This window comes from Pseudarthrobacter sp. S6 (genome assembly GCF_050156575.1).
Lineage (GTDB): Bacteria > Actinomycetota > Actinomycetes > Actinomycetales > Micrococcaceae > Arthrobacter.
Window position 1 is genome coordinate 331,798 of record NZ_CP189581.1, and the last position, 16,933, is coordinate 348,730.

A 16,933-nucleotide genomic window follows, 5' to 3' on the forward strand; every position below is an offset into this window, starting at 1 on the left:
CACACTATGGCGTCTCATGACCGCTTCGCACGGCTCGACCGGCCCGTTGACGAGCACACGCCGGAGCTGCGCAGCACAACGGGCGGGGCCCGCACCGTGACTGTCCTGCGCTGCACTGCCGTCCTGTTTGACTGCGACGGGGTGCTCGTCGATTCGGACACCGCCGTTGTGCGTTCCTGGACCCGATGGGCGCACGAGATGAACCTGGACCCAGAAGAAGTCCTCCCTACCGTTTACGGACGACGATCGGTCGATACCGTCGCACAATTCGTCTCCCCGTCGAAGCGCCCAGCCGCCGTGGAGCTGATCGACGCACTGGAAATTGAAGACGCAGCTACCGCCACCGCGATCCCCGGCGCCGCCGAGCTCCTGGCAGCAATACCCGCTGGCCGGTGGGCTACAGTGACCTCCGCGTCACGCGACCTGGCCCACGCCCGCCTGTCGGCCGCCGGGCTCACCGCTCCCGAGGTACTGGTAACCGCCGGCGACGTCAGACACGGCAAACCGCACCCAGAAGGCTATCTGGCCGCAGCACAACGTATTGGCGTGCCGGCAGATCAGTGCGTCGTGGTGGAAGACGCCCCCGCCGGCATTCGCGCGGCGCGTGCGGCTCAGGTGGGACACGTCCTTGGCGTCGGTAGCCGTGGCTTCGGCGAACATCAGCCGGACGCCGCAGTACCTGATCTGCGGTCCGTGGGCTGGACCAGTGCCGGCCTCGAAATCCAGTAAACAAACAAATATTAGGTACACGCCAGCCTGACGTCCGGCTCGTGATGGACGCCCAGAAGAATCCTGCTGACCGGAGAGGGGCCTGCACTCGTATCGGTGCGCAGCCGGGCCCCCCGGCCGACACGAGCCGCGGCTGGGTCCGGACGGAAGAGATCGATCAGGGCGTGCGTCCCGGCACCACCACCGATAACGCCACCCGGTTGGCAGAGTTGGAGCGCGAGGTTAGCTGAGTTGCGGCGGGCGAACGCGCTCCGGAGATCAGCGTCGGCTTTCTTCGCGGCGGAGCTCGACCGCCCACTCCGCTTACTCCGGAGCCTAGGCACGCCCCGAGTACAAACGGGCCGTCAGCGACGCTGTGAAGCCGGAGGCGATCATCCTAGGTGCACAGCGAAAATTACAGTGTCTACGCGGCCAGGAAAGTATACGCAGGTCGCAATCGTGCCAGCCACAAGGTGGCTCGCTGCCCCGTGGAACGGCTGATGCGCCGGTCCGGGCTCCAAGGCGTGCGTCAAGCCAAGCGACCCCGCACGACCGTGCCAGGTCCTTTGTCTCAGCGACTGGCAGACCTGGTCCGGAGGCAGTTCAATGCGCCGGCTCCGAACTGCCTGGGGGTCGCAGACGTATATTCGAACGTTTTCCGGATGGGTGTACGCGGCCTTCGTGCTCGATGTTTTCTCCCGCCGCGTGGTCGGCTGGCAGCTCTCCACCACCATGCGCACAGCCCTGGCGCCGGATGCGTTGGAGAGGGCTTCAAGACCGAGCAACGACTGGAACGCCGCCATCACGCGGGGCAGGACGGGGTCCGTGGCGCCGGCCTTTTTGGGGGCCCGCTGGTTGTGGGTGAGGATGGCCCGGAGGTGCTCGACCGCCGACGTCTTGGGAATATCGTCGAAAGCTTGGTGCGAGAGCTCGATCTCTCGGTCACCGATCTGTTTGAGCAGCGCCGCGGACCGGCCACCGTGGCTGCGCAGCCACGGTGCAGATGCTCTCGGGTCGCGTGGACCCGGTCAATATCTTGATCAGGCGTTTTAGCCGCAGGTCGGGCAAGTCATTCGGCCTCGCGGCCGCAGTTGTCACAGGTGAGGTCAGTCGTGATGCTGGCGCACTCGCGACAGGTGTCTTCGCCTGCATCGGTCCGGCACGGAAGCATCCTGTCGGCACCGCAGAGCGGGCATTGATCGTATTGCTGGGTTGCGTTCGTGAAGCAGATGCCGCAGGTGCGTCCGACTGGACAGGAGACCCGGATCTTGCCGGTGGTCTACCCGCAGCGGTCGCAGCCCTCGCTCGTCCTGTTTGAGCGGGGATTTCGTTGGCCTCGACCTTGAAAATGTCGCAGAGTGCGACCAGGACCTGGAACCAGCTGGAGGGGCCCTTGGTGCATTCCAAAATGCCTGATTCGGCATCTTTCTCGTCCCTCCGCAGATGGCTTTCGCGAGTGTCCATCTGCTGTCCGGTCGCTTCAGGGCAAGGACCCCGATCGTCCAGTTCCGTGACGTTCGCCGCAGTCGCTTCTCGCATCGATATGCCATCGAGGGGTGGCGGTGGAGATATCAGGGCTCAGAGCTCGGCGTATTTGAAGGAGTGTGACTCCAGGCCTTCGGGGTTGGGGCCGTAAATGGTGACCATCCGAGCGTAGACGGGTGCCCAGTAACGGCCTGCTCGTCCGGGATTTACGCGTGCAGAATCTCCCGGCCTCAGGATGACAGTCTCGCCTTCGCTCTGGATATGAAGTTCGCCCTCCAGTACAAAGTTCGTCTCTGAATGGGGGTGGAAGTCCTCCCAGGCGCATGCGTCCAGTTCCCACTCGGAGAGTATGAAGTCGTCCCATGGGCCTTTAGGATGAGAATTTATGAACCTGCAGCGCAATCCCTGCCATTTGTCCTGCATGGCTTCCAGGGACTTCGCTGGCCAGAAATCGATCGCTTCGCCCGTCGTCACTGTCGGGAGCTGAGGAGTGTATGTAGCCATATCTTTTCACCGTTTCTTTAATAGGGAATCTACTTCTGGCATACCTTGTTGAATGTGAGGAACGTGTACCAACGTGACGCAGGTCACTGGTGTTAAAACTGTGACATGAACGTGCGTTCAAGTCAACGGTTCAACGCGAAGATGGCGAACCTTTCTTGGGTCACCCGATAGGCTTATGGAAGCTCCGCCGGTTGGCCGAAAGGGAGACTGGAGAGTGAGCTATGCGGTTACCCGCACGAGAACGAAAAGAACAGCTGATTGCAGCGACGATTGAACTTATGCGTCGTGAGGGCGTTCAGTCCGTGACCATGCGGGCTATCGCCAAAGAGGCTAATGCCCCCTTAGCCATGGCAAATTATTGCTTCAGCAATAAAGAAAACCTCATGGATGCTGAAATCGAACTCATTTTGTGGGCCACACGCCATGCCGATGTCAGCCCGTTGGCCACTAAAATCTATCCTGCCTGTGAAGTTGAGCTGGGAAATATATTCTCCTCCGCCGCCCAAAGCAGCGGGGAACGGTGTCTCATATTCGCTGTAAGGGCCTTTTTGATGATCTACGACGTAGCGGCCACTCAGTACCTGACCCGGCCCGAAGGCTGCTGATTCACGAGCCTTGTTCAGGGGCGGGCAGTTAGAGGCCTTGTGGTCCTGGCCCACCAAAGAGCGGCCCGCACGGGAAGAGCCGTCCGGAACGTGCTTTCGGACGTGTTCATCGCACGGGGTGTAATGGGCCTCAAATGGCGTGGACGTGATGCGGTTGGTGAGCGAACATGGTGGGCAACAAAGTTGCCCACCATGTTCAGAGTGATTTCGGCGTCACCGAGCGAACCTGCCGTTGCGTGTGGCCATTGAGGAACTGGATGGCTTCATCACGAACGTCCCCATCCGTGTCCTGCGCCGCCTTGAATTGGGGACTGCGTAATCAGTCACTGCCTCAACCCGTACTGTCATCATTTCCGGCTGCCAGCTCATCCGCAGGCTCCGCCTATGCGAGGGTACCGGTGGTCGGCGGTGCCGGCTGGGTGATGAGGGTGGGGTGGTCGTACTCGTTCGAGTAGGTCAGGAAGCTGTGGTGGGCCTCGTAACGGATCAGTATGTCCTCCATGATCTGCTGCGGTGTCACGCCCATCAGGTCATAGCCCTCCGAACCGGTCTGCGAGAACACTTCCACGCGGTAGTAGACATCGGTTTCATGGCTCTTATGCCTGCCAAATTTCGGCACCGAAGCTTCCACGGCCTGTATCTGATAGTGGAAGTCGCGGTGGTCCGGGATGGTTACCACGATCACATGGCTGGGGACGCCGGTGTGTTCGTTCGGGAGGGTTTGCAGGGTTGCCTCATGGCCCTGTTTCGTGAACTCCTCGAGAGCTTCGGCAAGCGCGGGTTTGGCGGTGGCTTCAATAAACGCTGCCACGTCGTTCTTGGACGGGTAGGAGCGTACCCGTGCCAGCCGCTGGCCCCAGGTGCGGTCCGCCACGTGACCGCCGTGCACCGCCATCGATTGCCGCCGCAGCGCCCGGCCCTCACGATCGGCCTTCTCCATCCGCAAGGCCTTTGTGAAGGAGGCCATGACCAGCCAGGCGATGATCGTCACCGGCAGACCGAAGATCAGCGTGGCGTACTCCATGGTGGTCACGCCGCCGGCCACCAGCATCGCGATGGTCAGCATCGCGGTAACCAGGGCCCAGAAGATCCGGAGCCACTTGGCGCCATCCTGGGTCGCATTGGTGATGTGTGAAGAGAAGTTGGACATCATCATGGCGCCGGAGTTGGCGCTGGTGAGGTAGAACAGCATGCCGGACAACGTGCCCAGCCCGATCAGAAGAGGCGCTCCGGGGAACATCCCAAGCAGCGCGTACCAGCCTTCCTGCGGGCTGGTAATGGCCAGCTGCGCGAACGCCTCATTCCCGTTCAGTACCTCGTGCAGGGCACTGTTACCGAAGATGCTCACCACCAGGAAGTCGCACAGAACCGGGAAGGTGATGGCGGCGATGACGAACTCCCGCAGCGTACGTCCACGCGAGATGCGGGCCAGGAAGAGCCCCACGAACGGGCCCCAGGCCAGCCAGAATGCCCAGAAGAACAGGGTCCAGCCACCCATCCATTCCGAGCCGCCTTCCTGGTACGCGAAGGTCTGCAGGGTGCGTTCGGGCAGGGTGAAGACAAAGCGGCCGATGTTCTCCACCAGGGAGTTGAGCAGGAAGGAGGTCTGGCCGGTAACCAGCATGTACACCAGAAGCGCTGCGGCGCTCCAGATGTTCAGCTCCGCGACCCAGCGGATCGCTTTGTCAACGCCGGAAGTGCACGCGGCGATGGTCAGTATGACGGCGACAATCACCAGCGCGATCTGCAGCGCCAGGCCTTCTTCGAGACCGAACATGATGGAGAAGCCGACGTTCAGCAGCACCACGCCGATCCCCATGGCCGTCGCCACACCAAAGACGGTGCCCACCAGGGTGATGATGTCGATCGTGTCGCCTAGGCCGCCCTTGACGCGCTTGCCGAGCAGTGGATACAGGGCTGCGCGGATGGACAGCGGAGTGCCCCATCGGTAGGCGAAGTAGCCCATGGCCATGCCAAGGAGGGCGTACATGGCCCAGCCCGCAACACCGTAGTGGAACATGGTCCAGACTACGGCTTCGTGGGCTGCCTCGGCCGTCTGGCCTGCGCCCTCCGGTGGATTCATGTACTGGGTGATGGGTTCGGTCACGGAGTAGAACAGCATGTCAATGCCCACACCCGCCGCGAACAGGTAGGCCACCCAGGTGAAGAGCTTGTACTGCGGACGGGAGTGGTCCGGGCCCATCCGGACCGAACCAACCTTGGACAGCGCCACCCACAGGACAAATCCTATGACTACGGTGACAGTTAGCACATAGAACCAGCCGACGTTCTCCGCGATCCAGCTCACCACCGTCTTCATGGTGGACTGGGCGCCGGCAGGCACCAGCATCGCCCAGATAGAGAAAGCAATAATAATGACTGACGCGATGATAAAGACCCGCCAGTTGACCTTGGGCGCGGGTTCCTCAGTGAGTTCGGGGGACGCGGTGTCAGGTTTTTTATCGATATTAATGATGCTCAAATGTCCAACTCCAATTCGTGGTTCACGCCGCGCGGAACGCAGCACATCATGGTGGTTTTCTCGGTCTCTTACTGATCGGTCGGATAGACGTCCGGGTGCAGGGGTGCCCGGCGAAATACTGAGAGGAAACGTTCCCCGCAGATGCCGCTGGGGCAGATAACGTGATGCTTTTTCCTGCGTTTTGTAGGATGCTGCGAAAGATTCATCTAAGAACTGTTCATCACTTGTGTGGGGACTGCGCTGAAGATCACCTCTGAAGCCCGGTCAGGGCTCCCGGAGAAGATTGCTGCGAACCATGCATCCTCTGATTCCCAGAGGGCCAGCCGGGCTCTGCTTTGAGTTCGGCTGGTGTGATGCCAGTCACGCTGGTCGTCCACATACTGTGACAGGAACGAGTGTTCAAGTCAATGGTTCAACTGAAGATTTCGCGACCCTGTTTCCCGACCGAAGTCATTTTTACTGGATCTAGCATGAACGCTTGACTTGAACAATTGTTCATGTAGTGTCTATCGCAGCACGGTGGTCTACCTCACAATCAAGCGATGTAACTGACATTCACCGGGCACGTCTTAATAGAAGATTTCCGACTCTTGAAACGGTTGAAGCCATGAATGATGCAGGCACCATTCAGTCCCCGCCAGTGACGACGGGGAATGCAGTGGATTTCTGGGCAGCAAAGCCCTTGGAGGCCTTGGGCGGCGAATACGGGCGACTACGCTGCCGGTTTATCAATTCCCACCCGGTAGGCAGCTGGGACGACTTTATCCTCTCGGAATGGACGCTGGAGTCCTGTGCATGGGAGGACTTCCACCCGCACAGTGAAACCGCTTTCGTGCTGGAGGGTGAACTCCATATTGAGAGCCAGGGCAAGACTGTCATCCTGAGGCCGGGCGATTCGGCACGCGTCAACCCGGGCGGCCTGGGCCGGTACTGGGCGCCCGTTTACGCGCGGATGATCACCATTTACGGACCCAACCCCGAAGGCTTGGAATCACACTCCTTCCGGTACTCCGAAGTCTGATCCCGACATTTCCCTAAATGCCGAGACGCCCCGGACGCCGCCGAAACCCTTCAGCGCAAACCGGACCGCAATGAATCAAAAACCTCCGTCACCAGTAAAAGTCACATAACTTTTGAAAGGTAAATCACATGACACAACAGAAAGCCTCCATCTCCGCAGCCCTCATCAGCGACGCGAAGAACGCTACGGATCTGGACGATTGGGGACCCTGTCCTGAGGCGACCGGACCGCAGACGATGGACACCCGCGGAATCTATCTGTGGAAAGACGGGAAAGGTGCCGAATCCGGCATCTGGGAATGCACTGCAGGACCCTCCCGCTGGGTACTCGAAACGAACGAATTTGTGCACGTCCTCTCAGGCTCCATGACCATCACGCCCGACGGCGGGGAGCCCGAGCGCGTGGGTCCAGGCGACACGATCTTCATCCCCCGTGGCTGGAGCGGCAACTGGGAGCTTCACGAGACACTGCGCAAGCTCTACGTGATCTTCTAATCACAGATAAAAGCTATCAACAGAGCACCAATCCAAAGATGGACGGTTCTGGCAAAGATAAACAGTTCTGACAAAGACAAGTCAGAATTTCATAACACTATCCACAGGAGAGATCATGGAAACCACAACACTCGGAACATTCACCAAGGCCGGATCCATCCACAAAGTGGAAAACGGCTTCATCGGGCTGCCGTCAATGAACGTCCCGGGCGTCGATGCCGCCATCGGCGACTCCCTCACGCACCCCAACGGTTCGGTCATGAGCTCCGGATTCTTCGAGCTCAAGGCCTCCGAGCCGCTGGTCTACACGTACACCTGCGACGAAATGAAGGTTGTCGTGAAAGGTGAATTCATCCTCACCGACCGGGCTACAGGAGAAGTGACCCACGCCAAGGAGCGCGACGTACTCTTCTTCCCCAAGGGAGCAGAAATCACCTTCGAGACCCCCGACTACGGCCTGGGCTTCTTCACCGCCCACGGCTCCATGTCTTAAGCGACACGATTCGAGGCCTCCCCATCAGGCGGTAATGAATCAGATCACTGGAACCGCCACTTGCCCCTGCAGCAACAGCTAGCCAACACCCTGCTGCTGCAGGGGCAAGGACGTCCCATGGCGCGCATCACGAGATCTTTGGAGAACCCAAAGAAAACAATTGACTTGAACACCTGTTCATGTGCAAAATAGTCACAACATAGTGGTCCCCATCACAAGAAAGTCCTGCCATGAGTCGTCAGACAGCTGAGTCCCTGGAAGTCCTCGTCAATAGGCCTGAGGAACTTTACGAGTTGCTTAACGAGGCAGAAGCCATGCTCCGGCAAGCAGCAATGGCCCATGGGTCTGCCGGCATTAGGGTCACCCGGCATGATCCTGCCCGCTACACCTTTGAACTCAGCGACACGGTTCCGTTTGGCGAAACCTGGGAGCAGACAGCTCGGTGACCGGCGTCGCGGGCCTCGCTGCCAGTTTGGTCCATGCGGCAACAACGGCTCCCTCCTAGCGGACACGCACGGGATCAGCCTGTGTCCCGTACGCCCCTCGAGGCATCGTCATCGAACTCAAAACAGGCAAGTTTCAGCCTGAGTACGCTGGCTGACTTAACTTTGGCTCTCAGCGGGACTTGCGGTGGCACAGCCACAACCAATGTCACCGTCACCTCCTGCAGTGAGAGGTTCCCGCCGTCCGCTGGAGTCAGTCCATGCGGCTAAACAAACAAGAAGGAAAAAATTGTGGCTTCAGGGATGAATCGAGTGGGAGGGTCCGGCTGGGACGATGTCCAAGTTGGAGACAAGGTGCAGCTGGTCGGCAGCGGGCGCCCACAGTATGTCGGACTAGTAGACGCCCGGACAGCGGACGGTGAAATCATTTGGGTCCACGACCCTGTTGATGGCCGCCGCCTGTTCCACATTCAGGATGGCTACGAACTCCAGCTGGCCGCATCATGACCGAGGCGGTGTTCTGATGACTGTCACTACCGCTCAGGACCGGAAGTCGACCAGCTGCCAGGCCAGAAACGGAATGCCTCTTTCCGGAACAGAATGAATTATGGCGTATCGCCTAAGCGTCCGTGCCTCCCAGCTTGGGTTTACAGGATGATTGACACTGAAATTCGCGTTTGTTGTGCAGGAACTTATACCGCCGTGGCAAATGATGTTCTCTGAGCTCAGCACATTCAGGCGATAGGTTGTTGCCTTGCAAGCGTGTGGTGTCACATACGGTATGAAGGGTTTGGGCTGCCAGTCGCTAATCCCAATCACAGCGATTTGGATGCTAGTAAAAATCGCACGGCGTGCCCCAAGCGTTTGGTTCGTATGAGGCGCTGCTCGCTTCCCCTACGTGTCAGGCTGGAACGGTACCAGGGGCTCGTAGCAAGTCCGTTTAATCGCGTGGGGCGAGAGCCAGGAATCCAGTCATCATGTCCAGTCCAGTTTTGAGTGCAGTACGCGAAGATAGTGCTGTGAGTAGTAGTAGTAGTAGTAGTAGTAGTAGTAGTAGTAGTAGTAGTAGTAGTAGTAGTAGTTCTGGGCCGCGGGCCGGCGGGCCGCGGCCTCGCCGGTCATTCACCCCGGCCCAGAAGCTCGAGTTCTTGGCGGCATATGAGAATGCCTGCGAGAGCAATGAGGGTGGTGCTTTCCTGCGCACAGAGGGCCTGTACTCGTCGCAGATGACCGAATGGAGGCGGCTGAGGGACGCCGGCGTCCTGGCCGGAAAGAAGGCCGGGGAATCGATCGGGAAACTCTCGGCGGACCAGGCCGAGAACGCGCGTTTGCGCCGCCAGTTAGAGGTGAGCGAGAGCCGGTTGAAGAAGACCGAGGCAGCCCTGGACCTGATGGGAAAACTACAGGCGTTCTTAGAGAGCGCCTCAGAGGATATGCCGGACGAGCCCCGATCCAAGAAACGCTGATGGCAACGTACCGGTCGATGCTGGAACTGAAGATTCCATCACGCCGGGCGGCGGCATTGACCGGCGTTTCCAGGACGACCGCGAACCGCAAACCGGCACCGCCGCGGGACCACCATGCGGTGTTGCCGCAGAACAAGCTCAGCGCCGCTGAGCGGGCGGAGATCCTGGCCGCGCTGAACTCGCTGGAGTTCGTGGACCTGGCACCCATGCAGGTCTATACGAAGCTGCTGGACGAGGGAATCTATCTGGGATCCCTGTCGACCTTCTATCGTGTGCTGGAGGAAAACAAGCAGGTCAAAGAACGCCGCCGGCTGGCTAAGCACCCGCCCCGGACGGTTCCTGAACTGGTCGCCACCGCCCCGGGGCAGGTGTTCACGTGGGATATTACAAAGCTTGCGGGCCCGGTCAGGGGCAAGTACTTCGACTGCTACATGATGATCGATATCCATTCCAGATTCATAGTCGGCGCGCACGTCCACGCCACCGAATCCGGGGCGCTGGCGGTGGAAATGATGAAGGGAATCTTCGGAATCCACGGCATCCCCCAGGTCGTGCACGCGGACCGTGGAACGTCCATGACATCCAAAACCGTCGCCGCGCTGCTCTCGGATCTGGAAGTCACCCGATCCCATTCCAGACCCCGGGTGAGCAATGACAATCCCTACAGCGAGGCGCTGTTCAAGACGCTGAAATACGGTCCGGAATTCCCCGAACGCTTCGCCTCAGTCCACGATGCCGGCGCATTTATCAGCGGGTTCGTGGACTGGTATAACCATCATCACCAGCACTCCGGCATCGGCTTCCACACGCCCGCCAATGTCCATTACGGCCACGCCTCCACCGTGGCCAAGGAACGCTCTGCAACCCTCGCTGCAGCCCGCGCGAGACACCCCGAACGCTTCACCAAGAAAACAGATCCCAAAATCCTCGCACTCCCAGGACCAGCCTGGATCAACCAGCCAAAGGAAATCACCGAACAGTCAGCCGCCTAACTCCCACTGGTACCGCTCAGCTTGAAAAATTCCGCTTCCCCGGACATCGACGCTGTCTATATTGCCCTGCCGAATGCGTTGCACCTCGAGTGGATTCTTAAAGCCTTGGATGCAGGCAAGCACGTCCTCTGTGAGAAGCCTTTGGCGATGAGCGCCGTCGAGTGCGAGGAGATTGCGCGCAAGGCCGACGAGACCGGGCTCAAAGTCTTAGAAGGCTTTATGTACCGTTTCCACCCACGTTTCGAAAAGCTGCAGGAGTTGCTTGGAGCCAACGCGGTGGGCACGTTGACCTTTGTCCACGTTGCGCACTCCTTTGATGCGGGCGGGGACGACAACATCCGCTGGTATGCAGGGCTCGGCGGCGGCGCACTTTTCGATGCTGGGTGCTACTGCGTCAACATGAGCCGGATGGTCACGGGGCAGGAGCCGGCTCATGTCGCCGCCTTTGGCAACTACCGTGACGCCAACGACGACGGTCGAATCGACACCAGCATTGCGGGCATGCTCCGCTTTCCCGCCGGCGCCACCGCGCTTTTTGATACGGGAGTGAACCTCGAGCGCCGTAACTTCTTGGAAATCACGGGCACCGGGGGCCGGCTTTACCTGGAGAATCCTTTCGGGCTGCTGGAGGAGGATTCGGTCCTGGAGGAGCATCACTTCGGGCAGGATACGATTTTTCACAAGATCAAGGGCGGAAACCACTTCGTCCGGATGGGCGAACACTTCGCCGGCAGCGTTCTCAACGGAACCCCGCTCCGCTACGACCTCACGGACGCGGCAAACAACGCCCGGGTGTTGGAAGCTCTCGACCAGGCAGCGAGGAAAGCAAGAAGGTAGCGTCTGAGCGGGCCCCGTTCAGACGCTGGCAGGATCGCCGCGGTCAGCGAACCGATTTTCCTCGGCCCGCTGGCCGCCGTGCGACCAGCCTGGGCAGCTCAGCCGAACAGGACTGCAGCCTCGTCGTAGCGGTTCTGCGGCACAGTCTTTAGCTGGCCCAGGGCTTCCTTGAAGCCCACCTGCTCGATCTCCGTGCCCTTCAGGGCCACCATGGTGCCCCAGAAGCCTTCCACCACAGAGTCGACGGCTGCCATGCCCAGTCGCGTGGCCAGGACTCGATCGAAGGCTGACGGCACGCCGCCGCGCTGGATATGGCCCAGAATGGTGGCACGCGTTTCGATGCCGGTCCGGGCTTCCAGTTCCGGGGCCAGCTGGTCCGCGATCCCACCGAGCCGGGGCCGCCCAAAGTTGTCCAGGCCACGCTCGGAGTGCGGGGATTCCATATGGTCCGGGACAAACCCTTCGGCAACCACTACCAGTGGTGCGCGGCCCCGAGCGTGGGCTTCCTTCACCCACTGGGCAATCTGTTCGATGCTGACCTTCTGCTCGGGAATGAGAATGGCATGGGCGCCTGCCGCCATGCCGGCGTGCAGGGCGATCCAGCCCACGTGACGGCCCATCACCTCTACGATCATGCACCGGTGGTGCGATTCGCCGGTAGTGCGCAGCCGGTCGAGGGCCTCGGTGGCGATCTGCACGGCCGTGTCGAAACCGAACGTGTAATCCGTGGCGTCAAGGTCGTTGTCCACGGTCTTCGGGACGCCCACAATCTTCAACCCGGCGTCGGTAAGGCGCTTCGCAGCAGCCAGGGTTCCCTCACCGCCGATGGCGATGATGGCGTCGATGCCCAATCGGTCCATGTGCGCCTTGATGACCTCGGGCCCGCCGCCGTTCTCAAACGGGTTGGTGCGGGAGGTGCCAAGGATGGTTCCGCCCTGCTTCGCGATGCCCCGGACCAAAGTGCGGGGAATATCGATGATGTCGCCCTCAACCACACCGCGCCAGCCGTCCAGGAAACCCACGAATTCGTGTCCGTGGATGGTAATGCCCTTCAAGACGGCGCCGCGGATAACGGCGTTTAAGCCGGGGCAGTCGCCACCGCTGGTGAGGATTCCAATTTTCATGTTTCGGCTCAAATCATAGGAGAAGGTTTACAGCAGGGCACCTGAATGCCTTTTGATGGTGCGGCACGTGCCAAAATCTGTCAGGCCCGGGGATACCCCCGGGCCTGACGCGGCACAGCTAATGCGGTTAGGACGTGAAGATCACAAAGAACTTCCTGATCCGTTCCTGGATCTCCCACGTCCCCTGCCAACCGATCGGGAAGATAGCGGCTGTTCCGGCCTCCAGGGTGATCGGTTCAGCGCCGTCCTCGGTGACCACCATGCGGCCTTCAAGGACATGAATCGCCTCACCGCGCTCAAGGAACTCCCACCGGGAGAGGCCTGGCTCGGCTTCCCAGACTCCGGAGAGGATGCGGGAGTCGTCGCTGGTAAAGGGAATGGCAATTCGCGTCGGTATCTCGTCGCCGAGTACCTCGGCCAACGGCGCGCCGAGCAGGGATTCGTCGAGTTCCCCTGCGAAGAGCTCGCTGGGCTGGAAGGTGATGCTCATGTTGATGTACCTTTCTGTTGCTGCCCGCCGGTAGCGTCTCCGGCCGGCTGGTGGTGGCCGCGGCTCGAGATAAGCGGCGGTTGAATTTAGGCCAGTGCGGCGAGCACCGACATGGCTTCCTCAACGACATCCGTAGCGGGGAAGGAGGGGCGCTTCATGCCGGCCATCTCTTCCATGACGCGGACTACCTGGCAGCTGTAACCGAACTCGTTGTCGTACCAGACGTAGAGGACGAGGTTCTTGCCGTTGGCGATAGTGGCCAGGCCGTCCACGACGCCAGTGCGGCGCGAGCCGACGAAGTCGGTGGAAACGACCTCAGGAGAATCGACGTAATCGATCTGCCTGCGCAGGTCCGAGCGCAGTGACATTTCCCGAAGGAAGTTGTTGACCGCGTCCTTGGTGGTGCCGTTTTCCAGGCTCAGGTTCAGGATGGCCAGCGAAACGTCGGGGGTGGGGACCCTGATGGAGCTGCCGGTGAGCTTGCCCTGGAGTTCGGGGAGGGCCTTCGCTACTGCGGTGGCGGCACCGGTTTCGGTGATGACCATGTTCAGCGCGGCGGAGCGGCCGCGGCGGTCACCGTTGTGGAAGTTGTCGATCAGGTTCTGGTCGTTGGTGAAGGAGTGGACGGTTTCCACGTGGCCGTGGATCACGCCGAACTTGTCGTTGATGGCCTTCAGGACCGGGGTGATGGCGTTCGTGGTGCAGGACGCTGCCGAGACGATCCGGTCCGTATCCTCGATACTGCCGTGGTTGATCCCGTGCACGATGTTCTTGACCGGGCCCTTGCCCGGCGCCGTCAGGAGAACCCGGGCAGCACCCTTGCTCTGCAGGTGCTGGGACAGGCCTTCGGCATCGCGCCAGCGTCCCGTGTTGTCCACCACCAAGGCGTTGTGGATGCCGTACGCGGTGTAATCGATCGTGGCAGGATTGTCCGAGTAGATGACCTGAATCCGCACACCGTTGGCGGTGATGGTGTTGGCGTCCTCGTCCACGCGGATGGTGCCTCGGAAGGGGCCGTGGACCGAGTCGCGGCGCAGGAGGCTGGCGCGCTTGGTGAGGTCGTTATCGGAGCCGCGGCGAACCACGACGGCGCGCAGGCGCAGGCCTTGGCCGCCACCGGCCTTTTCGATGAGCAGGCGCGCCAGCAGGCGGCCGATCCGGCCAAAACCGTACAGCACGACGTCGGTGCTGGTCCGGTCATCGCCACCGCGCTTGCCCACGACATCGGCAAGCTCGGCACGGAGGAACTCTTCCAGGGTGGCGCCGTCGCCTTCTGCCTTGAACTTTTGGCTCAGGAGGGCGATATCGATCGCGGCCGAGCCGGGCTCCAACCGCAGCAAGGTCTCCAGCAGCGGGGCGGTCTCTTCCGGACGCAATTCGTCCTTACTGATCCGGCGCGCGAACCGGTGCGCCTTGAGGATGTCCATGGTGGACTTGTTGACCAGGGTCCGGCCATGAATGGTGGTGACCACGTTGTTTTCGCGGTACAGCCGGCCAATCACCGGAATCATGGCCTCGGCGAGAGCCTCCTGGCCCATCCATGTATCAAGGCAAGAATCTTTAGTTTGTAGCATCGGGCTGCCTTTCCAATGGGGGTCGGATCTGGATGAGCTTCAGCTCCTGAGATGGTCCAGGAGACCCGCCGGTCTTTCCGAGGGGTGGTGGTTAGTTGATGGCGGCGCGGAGCTGCTTGGCTGCCAGTGCGGGGTCGGCTGCACCGTAGATGGCGCCGCCGGCGACGGCGACATCGGCGCCGGCCTTCTGGACGTCTGCGATGGTGGCCAGCTTCACGCCGCCTGCTACGGAGAACGGAACGCGGGCTTCGGCGCCGGCGCGGAGCAGGCCGTTCAGGTCGAAGCCGGGCTTTGCCTGCTCGTCCAGGCCGGCGTGCATCTCAACGAACTTCGCACCCAGGGCGCGGACTTCCTTGGCACGGGTGACCTTGTCTGCGATGCCGATGAGGTCAACGACGATGCCCTTGTTGTGGGCTTTGGCTGCCTTGACGGCGCCAGCGATGGTGGAGTCGTCGGCTGCACCGAGCACGGTGACCAGGTCAGCGCCGGCCTTGAACGCGATGTCGGCTTCGAGTTCGCCGGCGTCCATGGTCTTCAGGTCAGCGAAGACAACCTTGTCCGGGTGGGCGTTCTTGATCGCGGTGATGACGGAGAGGCCTTCGGCCTTGATCAGCGGGGTACCGAGCTCGATGATGTCAACGAATTCGGCGACCTGGCCAGCGAGTTCGAGGGCGGCTTCGGTGGTCAGGAGGTCAATAGCAACTTGGAGCTTCATGGTGTTGTTTTCTTTCTGCCGTGAACTACAGGTGGGTGTGGACAGCTAGTCCTGACATCCATCGTCCAGTCTTTTGCAGGCAGGCGAAACGCCAATTCGGGATGGTTCAAACTACCTTTTTGGGTAGGCTCCTCCGGCCGCCCGGGGGAAAGTATGGTTCTGTTTTGTGGCACGGGAAACGGCGGTGTTGCCCCGAAACTCGACGGGGAGTGCCACCTCAGGCGGCCTGCGCCTGCGGGGCCGCCTGAGATTTGCGGCCAAGCTCCGCGGTCCTCTTCACCGACCACCACAGCAGCACCACCAGGAGAACATTGCGTGTTGTCAGGATGGCAGCCATGACCGGGTGGGCGTGGATGAGCGGTGTGTAGAACAGCGGGTAGATCACAAACGTGGTCATCGCGATTCCCATCATCAGCGCAGCAGGTACCTTCCACCGCTCCCAGTCGTGCGTGAGGCCCGCGATGATCACCGGCGCCAGCCAGATGATGAACTGTGGCGAACCCACCTTGTTGAACACGATGAACGCGGTGGTCATCATCAACGCGCCCTCGAGGAAGAGCTCCTCCCGCTCGGCGCCGCGGTTCAGTGCCCGGACCAGCAGGACGGCCGCCACCATGGCCGCGAGGATCAGCAGCGGCTGCATCAGGAACGCGGCCACGTCGGCGCCGGGGCCGTAGACCTCGGTGGAGTTGATGGCCGTGTTGTCCGCCATCTTGGACCCGGCAATGTTGAAGACGCTGAGCCACACCCACGGCGTGGAAAACGTGGCCTCAAGCTGCATGCCACGCTCGCCCTGGTTGGTCAGGAAGTCCATGATGTGCGTCAGGCCGCCGGACAGGTACGCGCCCAGGCCCACGACGGCGGTGACCGCCACCCCGGAGGCCAGCACCTGGATCCGCTTACGGCTGGCAATAACGATCGGCACCAGTGCCGCTGCCGGCCACACCTTGAGCCAGGTGGCGATGCTCAGCAGGATCCCCGCCACCACGGGGCGTTCGGCCGCGTACAGCAGGGCAATCAGCACGATGGGGGCCGTGATGCCCTCCACCCGGGCGAAGCTGAGGTAACCCATAAAGACGGTGAAAAACAGCCACCACCAGGCCGGGGCGATGCCCTTCACCTTCCGCGGTCCGCGGGTCAGGAAAGCAAGCCCGACGGCGTTGAGGGCTGTGATGATCAGGAACCAGCACAGGAGGTACAGGCTGGGTCCGGCAATATTCGCGAGGAAGATCGGGATCTGCGCCAGCACCGGGTACACCCAGGGGCTGATCTTGCCGTCAAGACTGTCCGGGTTGTAGCCGTCCGTGGCCCACTGACGGTACTGCTCGGTGTCGCTGAACGTATCGCCGTTGAGGAAGAACGACGCCATCCAGCCCAGGAAATACAGGTGGATGACCGCAAAGCCCCACCAGACGCTGGAAGGACGGGTAAACCAGTCCGCCACTCGCGCGGGCAGGACGGTGCTGCGGACGCTGACCAGCCGGTCGAAGAACTTCGTGG

The 16,933-nt window shown here is 61.0% G+C and carries 15 protein-coding genes; 8 read left to right on the plus strand and 7 right to left on the minus strand.

All coding sequences use genetic code 11. The features are described 5' to 3' along the window. Nucleotides 1-6: 6 nt before the first annotated feature. Entirely contained in the window at nucleotides 7-729 is a 723-nt protein-coding gene (locus ACQCS0_RS01680) for an HAD-IA family hydrolase (RefSeq protein ID WP_354156418.1), read from the plus strand. Between the two features lie 1,557 nt (nucleotides 730-2,286). On the opposite strand, the gene ACQCS0_RS01685 is transcribed toward ACQCS0_RS01680, so the two are convergent. Then, entirely contained in the window at nucleotides 2,287-2,697 is a 411-nt protein-coding gene (locus tag ACQCS0_RS01685; RefSeq protein ID WP_354156419.1) for a cupin domain-containing protein, read from the minus strand. Between the two features lie 221 nt (nucleotides 2,698-2,918). Between ACQCS0_RS01685 and ACQCS0_RS01690 the strand changes: the two genes are divergently transcribed. Then, complete coding sequence (locus ACQCS0_RS01690) at nucleotides 2,919-3,302, plus strand: TetR family transcriptional regulator (RefSeq protein WP_354156420.1); 384 nt, start codon at nucleotides 2,919-2,921, stop codon at nucleotides 3,300-3,302. A gap of 382 nt (nucleotides 3,303-3,684) precedes the next feature. Here the strand turns inward: ACQCS0_RS01690 and betT are convergent, their stop codons facing one another. After that, complete coding sequence (gene betT, locus ACQCS0_RS01695) at nucleotides 3,685-5,784, minus strand: choline BCCT transporter BetT (protein ID WP_354156421.1); 2,100 nt, start codon at nucleotides 5,782-5,784, stop codon at nucleotides 3,685-3,687. A gap of 607 nt (nucleotides 5,785-6,391) precedes the next feature. Between betT and ACQCS0_RS01700 the strand changes: the two genes are divergently transcribed. The 6 genes from ACQCS0_RS01700 (at nucleotide 6,392) to ACQCS0_RS01725 (ending at nucleotide 11,530) form a co-directional block, all read left to right on the plus strand. Beyond that, on the plus strand, nucleotides 6,392-6,805 hold the full coding sequence (locus ACQCS0_RS01700; RefSeq protein WP_354156422.1) for a cupin domain-containing protein: 414 nt from the start codon (nucleotides 6,392-6,394) through the stop codon (nucleotides 6,803-6,805). A 128-nt stretch (nucleotides 6,806-6,933) separates the two neighbouring features. Then, complete coding sequence (locus ACQCS0_RS01705) at nucleotides 6,934-7,299, plus strand: cupin domain-containing protein (RefSeq protein ID WP_354156423.1); 366 nt, start codon at nucleotides 6,934-6,936, stop codon at nucleotides 7,297-7,299. Between the two features lie 115 nt (nucleotides 7,300-7,414). After that, nucleotides 7,415-7,792 carry a cupin domain-containing protein gene (locus tag ACQCS0_RS01710; RefSeq protein ID WP_282331776.1) on the plus strand — a complete coding sequence of 126 codons (378 nt, stop codon included), beginning with the start codon at nucleotides 7,415-7,417 and terminating at the stop codon, nucleotides 7,790-7,792. A gap of 230 nt (nucleotides 7,793-8,022) precedes the next feature. After that, nucleotides 8,023-8,238, plus strand: a complete 216-nt coding sequence (locus ACQCS0_RS01715; protein ID WP_354156424.1) for a hypothetical protein — start codon at nucleotides 8,023-8,025, stop codon at nucleotides 8,236-8,238. Nucleotides 8,239-9,254: 1,016 nt separating this feature from the next. Beyond that, a protein-coding gene (locus tag ACQCS0_RS01720; RefSeq protein ID WP_426940210.1) for an IS3 family transposase occupies nucleotides 9,255-10,693 on the plus strand; the annotation gives its coding sequence in 2 pieces (ribosomal slippage) (nucleotides 9,255-9,636 and nucleotides 9,636-10,693; 1,440 coding nt in all). Between the two features lie 21 nt (nucleotides 10,694-10,714). Next, complete coding sequence (locus ACQCS0_RS01725) at nucleotides 10,715-11,530, plus strand: Gfo/Idh/MocA family protein (protein ID WP_426939991.1); 816 nt, start codon at nucleotides 10,715-10,717, stop codon at nucleotides 11,528-11,530. A gap of 98 nt (nucleotides 11,531-11,628) precedes the next feature. Here ACQCS0_RS01725 and ACQCS0_RS01730 read toward each other — a convergent pair whose 3' ends face one another. From ACQCS0_RS01730 to ACQCS0_RS01750, 5 genes are all read right to left on the minus strand, one after another. Further along, nucleotides 11,629-12,654, minus strand: a complete 1,026-nt coding sequence (locus ACQCS0_RS01730) for an ATP-dependent 6-phosphofructokinase (RefSeq protein ID WP_354156426.1) — start codon at nucleotides 12,652-12,654, stop codon at nucleotides 11,629-11,631. A gap of 127 nt (nucleotides 12,655-12,781) precedes the next feature. After that, entirely contained in the window at nucleotides 12,782-13,144 is a 363-nt protein-coding gene (locus ACQCS0_RS01735; protein WP_354156427.1) for a cupin domain-containing protein, read from the minus strand. 86 nt (nucleotides 13,145-13,230) lie between these two features. After that, a complete protein-coding gene (locus ACQCS0_RS01740) occupies nucleotides 13,231-14,718 on the minus strand; it encodes a glyceraldehyde-3-phosphate dehydrogenase (protein ID WP_354156428.1) in 1,488 nt (495 codons plus the stop codon). Between the two features lie 91 nt (nucleotides 14,719-14,809). After that, nucleotides 14,810-15,433 carry a 3-hexulose-6-phosphate synthase gene (gene hxlA, locus ACQCS0_RS01745; RefSeq protein ID WP_354156429.1) on the minus strand — a complete coding sequence of 208 codons (624 nt, stop codon included), beginning with the start codon at nucleotides 15,431-15,433 and terminating at the stop codon, nucleotides 14,810-14,812. 217 nt (nucleotides 15,434-15,650) lie between these two features. After that, nucleotides 15,651-16,877 carry a glycosyltransferase 87 family protein gene (locus tag ACQCS0_RS01750; RefSeq protein ID WP_354156430.1) on the minus strand — a complete coding sequence of 409 codons (1,227 nt, stop codon included), beginning with the start codon at nucleotides 16,875-16,877 and terminating at the stop codon, nucleotides 15,651-15,653. Between the last annotated feature and the right edge of the window lie 56 nt (nucleotides 16,878-16,933).

Coding starts and splice junctions, on each gene's coding strand:
- ACQCS0_RS01705 (WP_354156423.1), top strand. CDS start 6,934: ATGACACAACAGAAAGCCTCCATCTCCGCAGCCCTCATCAGCGACGCG.
- ACQCS0_RS01735 (WP_354156427.1), bottom strand. CDS start 13,144: ATGAGCATCACCTTCCAGCCCAGCGAGCTCTTCGCAGGGGAACTCGAC.
- ACQCS0_RS01730 (WP_354156426.1), bottom strand. CDS start 12,654: ATGAAAATTGGAATCCTCACCAGCGGTGGCGACTGCCCCGGCTTAAAC.
- ACQCS0_RS01710 (WP_282331776.1), top strand. CDS start 7,415: ATGGAAACCACAACACTCGGAACATTCACCAAGGCCGGATCCATCCAC.
- ACQCS0_RS01690 (WP_354156420.1), top strand. CDS start 2,919: ATGCGGTTACCCGCACGAGAACGAAAAGAACAGCTGATTGCAGCGACG.
- ACQCS0_RS01740 (WP_354156428.1), bottom strand. CDS start 14,718: ATGCTACAAACTAAAGATTCTTGCCTTGATACATGGATGGGCCAGGAG.
- hxlA (WP_354156429.1), bottom strand. CDS start 15,433: ATGAAGCTCCAAGTTGCTATTGACCTCCTGACCACCGAAGCCGCCCTC.
- ACQCS0_RS01685 (WP_354156419.1), bottom strand. CDS start 2,697: ATGGCTACATACACTCCTCAGCTCCCGACAGTGACGACGGGCGAAGCG.
- ACQCS0_RS01715 (WP_354156424.1), top strand. CDS start 8,023: ATGAGTCGTCAGACAGCTGAGTCCCTGGAAGTCCTCGTCAATAGGCCT.
- ACQCS0_RS01680 (WP_354156418.1), top strand. CDS start 7: ATGGCGTCTCATGACCGCTTCGCACGGCTCGACCGGCCCGTTGACGAG.
- ACQCS0_RS01700 (WP_354156422.1), top strand. CDS start 6,392: ATGAATGATGCAGGCACCATTCAGTCCCCGCCAGTGACGACGGGGAAT.